Source organism: Geminicoccus flavidas (genome assembly GCF_009806515.1).
Lineage (GTDB): Bacteria > Pseudomonadota > Alphaproteobacteria > Geminicoccales > Geminicoccaceae > Geminicoccus > Geminicoccus flavidus.
Genome location: NZ_WUJP01000059.1, coordinates 1 through 6,468 on the forward strand (window position 1 = coordinate 1; position 6,468 = coordinate 6,468).

The 6,468-nt window shown below is 67.3% G+C and carries 5 protein-coding genes; 2 read left to right on the forward strand and 3 right to left on the reverse strand.

Features of this window, described 5'->3' with window-relative positions:
- Positions 1 to 1,625 precede the first annotated feature (1,625 nt).
- Both EQG76_RS01595 and EQG76_RS01600 read right to left on the reverse strand, forming a co-directional pair.
- Entirely contained in the window at positions 1,626 to 2,615 is a 990-nt protein-coding gene (locus EQG76_RS01595) for an SDR family NAD(P)-dependent oxidoreductase (RefSeq protein WP_159710005.1), read from the reverse strand.
- A 79-nt stretch (positions 2,616 to 2,694) separates the two neighbouring features.
- Positions 2,695 to 3,162, reverse strand: coding sequence for a peptidylprolyl isomerase (locus EQG76_RS01600; RefSeq protein ID WP_200840472.1), 468 nt, complete (start codon positions 3,160 to 3,162; stop codon positions 2,695 to 2,697).
- A gap of 266 nt (positions 3,163 to 3,428) precedes the next feature.
- Between EQG76_RS01600 and EQG76_RS01605 the strand changes: the two genes are divergently transcribed.
- Together EQG76_RS01605 and EQG76_RS01610 are read left to right on the forward strand one after the other, a co-directional pair.
- The gene (locus EQG76_RS01605; RefSeq protein WP_159710007.1) at positions 3,429 to 4,664 is read left to right on the forward strand and encodes an MFS transporter; all 1,236 of its coding nucleotides are present in this window, start codon (positions 3,429 to 3,431) and stop codon (positions 4,662 to 4,664) included.
- A gap of 123 nt (positions 4,665 to 4,787) precedes the next feature.
- Positions 4,788 to 5,888 carry a 3-hydroxyacyl-CoA dehydrogenase gene (locus EQG76_RS01610; RefSeq protein WP_159710009.1) on the forward strand — a complete coding sequence of 367 codons (1,101 nt, stop codon included), beginning with the start codon at positions 4,788 to 4,790 and terminating at the stop codon, positions 5,886 to 5,888.
- Between the two features lie 102 nt (positions 5,889 to 5,990).
- On the opposite strand, the gene EQG76_RS01615 is transcribed toward EQG76_RS01610, so the two are convergent.
- Positions 5,991 to 6,468: response regulator transcription factor (locus EQG76_RS01615; RefSeq protein WP_159710011.1), on the reverse strand; the 478-nt coding region annotated here is incomplete at its 5' end.

The window sequence follows — 6,468 nt, forward strand, 5'->3', positions numbered from 1 at the left end:
TTCGGGGATCCTGCCTCGGACTCAATGGTGTTCCTCCCCACGGAGATCCCCGGATCGGCACGACGCCTCGCTCAGGGGAGGCAGTGGATGTTGCCGAGCCGGACAATGGTCGATGTCATGCATTGCGACCTCGGAGCGATCTGGTGGCCAATGTGCCCTCGTGCCGCGGTTCCAGGCTTCCGTTGGTAGCCCAGCGGCAGCGGCGACGAGGGTACTTCCGAACAGGACAGCCGGATGCACGACCATGCCTACAGGAAGCCGCGTCGCAAATCCGTCTCGACCAGTTGGTCGTGTCCAACAGGGCCCGGCGATACGGTCATGATGTCCCGTTCCCTCCTTGCGCTCAGCGCGGGAACGCGAGGATAGGCCTCTGGGAGTTCGACGAATGATCTCCGCTGCCATGCCTGCACTCCAGCGCTACGGCCCGGCTTGCACACCATGTGCACGCAGGGGTGAGAACGAACTTCAGGGGCTGGCGCGGCTGGGATGGAGGCGGCCGATGTACAAGGACCCGCCCTGCAAGCAGCCCGGCTCGCACCACTCCAGGTTGATCTTGCAGAGGACAGCTCTGAAGAGTTCGAGATTCCCCTGTTCCTCGCGAAGAGGCCTTTAGACGATGGTTCGTTCTTCAACGGAGACCGCGGTAGTAGGCTGCGGGAGGCGAGTGCGCATGCAACTTGAGACGTGACACCCTGGCAGCGGTCAGCCTCTTAGGCCGTACTTGGGGGTGTTCGTGAACAGCTGCAGCCACCCGGGCGGCTGAAGACTCGGGTCGGCCTCGGGTCACACGCGTTCATCTGCGAGGGCAAGGCTGGAGAGCCTGAAGGTTCAGGCGCAGCGATTGCTGCCTCACGATCAGCCTCAACGGGCCCCGGTCTGAGCAGGCTTCCTCTGCCACCGTCGACCGCTTCGAACCTCGGGAACAGACCGCCCCCTCGTGGCCGGCCGGCAGGAACGAAAGTAGTAGTGCCCGCGGCCTGATGGTGTCGCCACTTGCGGCGCTCCGGATATGGAAGCTCGATCGACGTCGAGAGACCTGGAGAGACGCCCCGATCACGGCGGGCGAAAGGGTCTGATCCGTTGGCCGACGCGCAAGTTGATGAGGGTTGGATTCAGGCGCCATGCAGCCATGATGATCATGGGCCGGGCGAGCCAGGACGCACCACACGGACGGGCAGCCCCTATCCAACCTACGCCCGCGCGGGCTCTTCACCACAATCTGCTGCCACTTGGCCTCCTGCTGTGCCACTTCGGTAGCGAGGGCAACGTTCCAAATCCCTCGTTCATTGCGGATCAGCTGGATGGCATCGGTCCACCCGCTTTGAGTGCTTTGCGGGATGGATGGCCAAGCCTGGTCATGGACCGCCGGCCAGCGGTCACCAGCCGCTTCCCATGACCAAGCCTAGCCTGTTCTCCCAAGCGTACCGCAGCTCGATGCAAGATGAGCACCCTCCTGCGTTCTTGGGCAGGCGCAGCCCACCAGCCTTCCAACACGGTCGCCGAGCAGAGGCGGCTCGCTGTGGGGTGCTGGACCGTGGTCTGGCAGCGCAGGGACCAGCAGCAGTTCCTGGCCCTGGGCGGCAACGGCCTGCCCGGCGCATCAGCCGGTGGCACGAGGCCGCCGGTCAATTCACCCCATGGTACCGCTTGTACCACTGGATGAACTTCGGCAGCCCCTCCTCCAGCGGGGTCTTGGGCTCGAACCCCAGGTCGCGCTGGCTGGCCTCGATGTCGGCATAGGTGGCGGGCACATCACCCGGCTGCATCGGTGCCAGGCGGATCTCCGCATGGCGCCCCAGTTCCTGCTCGATGATCCGGACGAAGGTCCTCAGGTCGTTCGGCCGGTGGTTGCCGAGATTGTACACCCTGGCCGGCACGCCCTGCGCGTCCGGTGTGGCCGGTCGGTCAAGGGCGGCCAGCACGCCCGCCACGATGTCGTCGATATAGGTGAAGTCGCGCTGCATCTCGCCATGGTTGAACAGCGTGATCGGCCGGCCCTTGGCGATCGCGTCCGCGAAGATATAGGCCGCCATGTCCGGCCGGCCCCATGGCCCGTACACGGTGAAGAAGCGCAGGCCGGTCTGCGGGATCCGGTAGAGATGGGCATAGGCATAGGAGAGCAGCTCGTCCGCCCGCTTGGTCGCGGCATAGAGCGAGACCGGCCGCTCCACCGGGTCGTCCACCGAGAACGGCGTCTTGTCGTTGCCGCCATAGACCGAGCTGCTCGACGCATAGACGAAGTTCTTCAGCTCCGGCAGGTCGTGGCGCGCCACCTCCAGCATGACCATGTGCCCCACCAGGTTGGCGCGGACATAGTCGAAGGGGGCGGTGAGCGAGTGCCGCACGCCTGCCTGCGCTGCCAGATGCACCACCCCCGTGATCTCGTTCCCGTGCTCCTTGGCGATCGCCCCGATCTGGTCCAGCTCGGCGATGTCGGCACGGATGAACCGGAAGCCTTCCCGCCCGGCAAGCTCGGCCAGCCGTGCCTCTTTCAGCGCCGGATCGTAGTAGGCGTTGACGATGTCCACGCCGATCACCGCCTCGCCCCGGTCCAGGAGAGCCCGGGCGACATGGAAGCCGATGAAGCCGGCGACACCGGTGACGAGAATGGTCATGGGCCGGAAATTCCGCGCAGGAAGGTCGCGGGGCCCACTATCGCGGGCCCAGCCTAACGATTGGTGAAGCTCGGCCGGATCAGCCGCCGGCGGGCGCGTCGGCAGCGACGTAGACGCGGACCATCTTGTCCGGGTTGGCCGGCGGCTCGCCCTTGGCGATCGCGTCGATCAGTTCCATGCCGTCCACCACCTTGCCGAACACGGTGTACTGCCCGTCCAGCCAGTCGGCCCGGTCGAAGCAGATGAAGAACTGGCTGTTCGCGCTGTTCGGGTTCTGCGAGCGCGCCATGCCGAGCGTACCGCGCTCGAACGGCGTGCGGGTGAACTCGGCCTTCAGGTTCGGCTTGTCCGAGCCGCCCATGCCCGTGCCGGTCGGATCGCCGGTCTGCGCCATGAAGCCCGGAATGACCCGGTGGAAGACGATGCCGTCGTAGAACCCGTCCCTGGCGAGCTCCTTGATCCGTGCGACATGGGCCGGTGCCAGGTCCGGGCGCAGCTCCACGGTCACCTTGCCGCTCGCCAGTTCGATGATGAGGGTATTGTCCAAGTCTCGGGCCTCCGCGCCGCTGATGGCCGGCTGCGTGGCCAGAATGGCCGCGCCGATGACGAGAGCTCTTCTGGTGGTCACGAACCGACCCCTTTACCCATATGGTCGCAAGTCCGGCCGGGCCCATCCCGACCGGCCCGGGTAGTCGCAGAAATCCGGCCGGCTGAGAACCCCGTTGCCGGGCCGGCGGCCATGTGTCTGGCGCCATCGGGTCCGAGCCGCCATGTTCGGCTGATCACAGACCAGGAAGGACGGTTCGGGCCGACATGACGAGCTTGGCGCTGGCGCCCTCGGGGCGCCGCGACGTCGAGGTGATCAGCCTCATCGGAGCGGGGCATTTCTTTGCCCATTTCTACATCCTGGCCCTGCCACCCCTGTTCCCGCTGATCACGGTGGGGCTGGGGATCAGCTATGCCGAGCTGGGCCTCGGCTTGGCCGTCCTGAACCTGGCGACCGGACTGGCGCAGGTGCCGATCGGCATGCTCGTCGACCGCTACGGCGCCTTCTGGCCGCTGCTGCTGGGCCAGGTCTGCTTCGCGCTCGGCATCGGGCTGGTGGCGTCGGCGCCGGGCTACGCCGCCTTCCTCTGCCTGATGGTGCTGGCCGGCCTGGGCAACGCGGTGTTCCATCCGGCCGACTATGCGATCCTGGCGGGCTCGGTGAGCAGAGGACGGCTGGGCCGCGGCTTTGCCGTGCACACCTTCGGCGGCTATCTGGGCTTCGCTGCCGCTCCGGCCGTTCTTCTGCCGCTGTCTGGCTGGCTCGGCTGGCAGCTCGCCCTCGGGCTGAGCGCCCTGGCCGGCCTGGCCTTCGCCTTGGTGCTGGTCGCCTTCAGGCATCATCTCGCGAGCGATCAGGCCACGGCACCGGGCACGGCACCCATGCACGGCGGCAGCACGCTGCACCTGTTCCTCGGCTGGCCGGTCGCGATGGCGTTCCTGTTCTTCGCCCTGATCTCCGCGGGCCAGGGCGGCTTCAGCAACTTCGGCACCGCCACACTGGAGCAGCTTCCGGGCCTCGGCTTCGCCCAGGCAGGTTTGCCCGTATTTCTCTATCTGGCGGCTTCGGCGGTAGGCGTGCTGCTGGGCGGGCAGATCGCCGACCGGACCAGCCGCCACGGCCTGGTGGTCGCGGTCTGCTTCGGCAGCATCACCCTGGTGGCGCTGCTCCTCGCCCTGCCCTCGCTCGGGCTCGTCCCCATCACGCTCCTGTTCGTGCTGGCTGGACTGTTCGGCGGCGCGGTCAGCCCGTCGCGCGACCTGATGGTCAAGCAGATCACGCCGGCCGGCGCATCCGGCCGCGTGTTCGGCTTCGTCACCATCGGCTTCAATGTCGGCACGCTCGCCTCGGCACCCCTGTTTGGTCATCTCCTGGACCTCGGCATGACCCGTGGCGTGTTCTGGCTGGTGGCCGCCATCTCGCTGGCGTCGATCGTCACGGTCCTTGGCAGCCGGGGTGCCGGCCGGGACGACCCGCGCCTGGCTCGCCCGACCGGCGGCTGATCCGGGAAGCAAGGACTTTCCGACCACCGCGTGAGCCATTGGTTGGCACCTGCCCCCTTCCGCGCCCGACCGGCAAAGTCTAGAGCCTGCGGCACGAGGAACGCAGCAAGGGGTAGGTCCACCATGGGCATCAGCCGGGTCGGCATCGTCGGTGCCGGGACGATGGGTGGCGGCATCGCGACGGCTACCGCACAGGCGGGCGTGGACGTCGTGCTGATCGATGCGCGGGCGGGCGTCGCCCAGGCGGCGGTCGACCAGGCGCGCGCGTTCTACGCCAAGGCAGTCGGTCGGGGGCGGCTCACCCAGGAGCAGGCGGATGAAGCTGGCCGCCGGCTGCAGATCACGTCGGGCCTGGACGGCCTGGCTGACTGCGACCTGGTGGTCGAGGCAGTGTTCGAGGACATGGCGCTCAAGACCGACGTGCTGGCCAAGATCGCTGCGGTGGTCCGTCCTGACGCGCTGATTGCCACGAATACGTCCTGCCTGCGGGTGTCGGAGCTGGCGCAGGCGGTGCCAATGTCGGGGCGCTTCCTGGGCCTGCACTATTTCAGCCCGGCCCAGGTCAACCCGATCGTCGAGGTGGTCCGCGGCGATGCCACCACCGACGCCACCGTCCAGGCCGGTCTGGCCTTTACCCGCGGGACCGGCAAGGAGCCGCTCGTCTGCAAGGACCAGTGGGGCTTCTGCATCAACCGGTTCTTCTGTCCCTACACCAACGAGGCGGCGCGCCTGGTCGACGAGGGCCTGGCAGCACCCGGCGAGATCGACCTCGCCGCCAAAGAGGCGCTGGGCGCTGCGGCCGGCCCATTCATGGTGATGAACTTGGTCAAGCCGCGCATCGCCCTCCATGCGATCCGCAACCTCGCGCCGCTCGGCGCCTTCTACGTACCCGCGCGCTCGATGGCCGTGACGGGCGACGCGGAGGCTTCCTGGACCATCGATCCCCCGGGTGACATCGACCCCGAGCGCATGGCGGTGCTGTGCGACCGGTTGCGCGGCGCCACCTTCCTGCCGGTCCTCCAGGAACTGGACGAGGGGGTGGCCGGGCCGGACGAGGTCGATCATGGTGCTCGGGCCGCGCTCAAGTTCGCAAAGCCGCCCTGCGCGCTGATGGACGAGCTGGGCCGCGCCGAGGTCGAACGTCTGCTCCAGCCCTTGTGCCAGCAGTATGGCGTGCCAGTGCCGCGTGCGCTGGATCGGGTCGGTAGCCTCACTCGCAACTGAGCGGCTACCGGCACAGGCCGCAATACCGCATCCAGCCGGCGCGCCGATGTGTGGTGCGCCGGCTGGCACTGTCTGCACGAGACGCTGCTGCTGGTGGCACTTTCAGGCGCACTTGGCGAGGCTCGGCTCCTTGAGCACATAGCCCCTGCCCCAGACCGTCTCGATATAGTGATCGCCCCCGGTCACCGCGGCGATCTTCTTGCGTAGCTTGCAGATGAACACGTCGATGATCTTGAGCTCCGGCTCATCGATCCCGCCATACAGATGGTCCAGGAACATCTCCTTGGTGAGCGTGGTGCCCTTGCGCAGGGAGAGCAGTTCCAGGATGCTGTATTCCTTGGCGGTGACGTGCAGGCGCGTGCCGTCGATCTCGATCAGCCGCGTGTCGAGGTTCACCACCATCCGTCCGGTCACGATCGTCGATTCGGCGTGGCCTTTGGCGCGCCGCACCACCGCCTGAATCCGGGCGATCAGCTCGGCCCGCGCGAACGGCTTGGTGATATAGTCATCCGCGCCGGTGGCGAGGCCGCGCACCTTGTCGTCGATGTCCTGCTTGCCGGACAGGATCAGGATCGGGGTC